Genomic DNA, 564 nt, shown 5'->3' with positions numbered 1-564 from the left:
CTGGGCCTCGGCCACCGGCACCGCCGGTTGCGGACGCGGGGTGTACTGGTATTGATAACCGGCGCCGGCGCCTGAACCAGGTGCGGTAAAGCTCGGCTGGGCTTGCGGCGATTGCAGCAGGTTGGCCGCCAGGCTCATTTCGCCCTGGGGCCCGAACTCGCCGGCTTCCGGCCCTGAAGGACGGACAACAGCCGTGACAATCGGCGCCGCCAGGTGATCATCCGGCCGCACATCGCCCAAGGCGCGGTGCAGGGTGCCGTAAAGAAAGTCGTGGACCATGCGACCGTCACGGAAGCGCACTTCGTGCTTGGTCGGGTGCACGTTGACGTCGACCACCGACGGGTCGACCTCGAAAAACAGCACAAACGTCGGATGCCGCCCGTTGAACAGCACGTCGCGATACGCCTGGCGCACCGCGTGGGCCACCAGCTTGTCGCGCACCGCCCGGCCATTCACGAAGAAATACTGCATGTCCGCCTGGCTACGGGAGAAAGTCGGCAACCCCACCCAACCCCACAGCCGCAGGCCATTGCGCTCGATCTCGATCGGTAGCGCCTGCTCCAG

General features: G+C 66.1%; 1 pseudogene. It reads right to left on the bottom strand.

Annotated elements, in window-relative coordinates:
* Positions 1-564, bottom strand: a pseudogene (mutL, locus tag HX846_RS38985) (DNA mismatch repair protein MutL); the annotation flags it as partial.

The organism is Pseudomonas sp. K5002, assembly GCF_013386655.1.
Lineage (GTDB): Bacteria > Pseudomonadota > Gammaproteobacteria > Pseudomonadales > Pseudomonadaceae > Aquipseudomonas.
Note: the sequence above shows the minus strand (reverse complement) of the source record. Positions and strands in the feature narration are given on the sequence as shown.